The 1,465-nt window shown below is 67.7% G+C and carries 2 protein-coding genes; one reads left to right on the top strand and one right to left on the bottom strand.

The window, feature by feature from the left end:
• Positions 1-366 precede the first annotated feature (366 nt).
• Complete coding sequence (gene def, locus ABD191_RS28700; protein ID WP_344089019.1) at positions 367-915, top strand: peptide deformylase; 549 nt, start codon at positions 367-369, stop codon at positions 913-915.
• Positions 916-1,032: 117 nt separating this feature from the next.
• Here the strand turns inward: def and ABD191_RS28705 are convergent.
• Positions 1,033-1,465: RICIN domain-containing protein (locus ABD191_RS28705; protein ID WP_344089022.1), on the bottom strand; the 433-nt coding region annotated here is incomplete at its 5' end.

Consider the following 1,465-nt stretch of genomic DNA (forward strand, 5'->3'; position numbering starts at 1 on the left):
CGATCGACCCGTGCAACCTGCAACTGCTCTACCAGGGCAAGAACCCCAGCGCGGGTGGTGACTACAACAACCTGCCGTGGCGGCCAGGTGTGCTGACCCTGCAACGGTAGTGGCGTGACACCGGTTCGGACCTCCCGGATCGGATGCGCGAAGCGGGCGGGCTCGGCGGTATGCCGGGCCCGCCCGTCCCATGTCGTGCCGCCGTGCGCCGCCGTCCCGCGAACGTTCGGCCGGCGCGGCCGTCACGGTCACGGTCGCTGCCGCTGCCGCTGCCGCTGCCGCTGTCGCTGCCGCTGCCGTGGGCGCGGCGAACGCCCGCAGCAGCCCTATATGCGAGTTTTCTCCAACGTCGTTTACCATGCAGCGATGGCCAGGACCTCGGGGACCGTCCGCCGGATCACGTACTACGGCGAGCCGGTTCTGCACCGACGCTGTGCGGACGTCACGACCTTCGACCGCACGCTGGAAACGTTGGTGGACGACATGTTCGCGTCGATGTACGCCGCACGGGGCGTGGGCCTGGCCGCCAACCAGATCGGTGTGGCCCTACGGGCGTTCGTCTATGACTGCACTGACGCCGACGGTGTACGCCACGTCGGTCATGTGATCAACCCGGTGCTCCAGGCGCCCTCGGCGCTGGCCGGCGCGGTCACCGAGGAGGAGGGTTGCCTGTCCGTGCCAGGGGCGTCCGCCGACCTGCCCCGGGCCGCGCTGGCCACCGTTACCGGCTCCGACGTGTACGGGGCGCCGATCGAGATCAGCGGCACCGGGTACTTCGCCCGGTGTCTGCAGCACGAGACCGACCACCTCGACGGCATCGTGTACGTCGATCTGTTGCCGATCGGGCAAGGGCGGCGCCTGCTGCGCGAGGCCGGCCTCAAGCCGAAACTCCTCAAGGCTGGGCGGCGTCCATGAATGGCAGTGCCTCGAGAAAGCTGCGCCAACAAAAGTGGGCCCCAGCCAGGCTGGAGCCCACTTCTTTGGTGGTCGGGGTCAGACCCGGCTGGGTCCGACCCCGACGCTGTCACATAATTACCGCAGAGCCCACTTCTGGTTGGCCCCACCCCAGCAGCTGTAAAGCTGGATCTTCGAGGAGTTGCCACTGCCAGCGGCGTCAAGGCACAGGCCCGATTGCACGCCCCTGATAGTTCCGTCGGAGTTCACGTTCCACTGCTGATTGGCTTGGCCGTTGCAGTCGTAGATGATGACCGCGGTGCCGTTCGTCGTACCCTTGTTGGCGGCGTCCAGGCACTTGTTGCCGTACACCGTCAGCTGCTTGCTCGAGGTGTAGGTGAAGCGCTGGTTGGTGCCGCTCCAGCAGTCGTACAGCTGCAACTGGGTGCCGTTGGAGGTGCTCTGGTTCGGCACGTCGAGGCACCGGCCGGACTGGTTGCCCACGATCTGCTGACCGCTGCCGCCGGTGTTGCCGCCGCCGCCGCTGCTGGTGGTGGGGGTGGTGCCGCCG

Origin of the sequence: Luedemannella helvata (assembly GCF_039528415.1) — a bacterium.
Classification (GTDB): domain Bacteria; phylum Actinomycetota; class Actinomycetes; order Mycobacteriales; family Micromonosporaceae; genus Luedemannella; species Luedemannella helvata.

Excerpts from the sequence above, each read along its gene's own strand:
- def (WP_344089019.1), top strand. The coding sequence starts at position 367 with ATGGCCAGGACCTCGGGGACCGTCCGCCGGATCACGTACTACGGCGAG.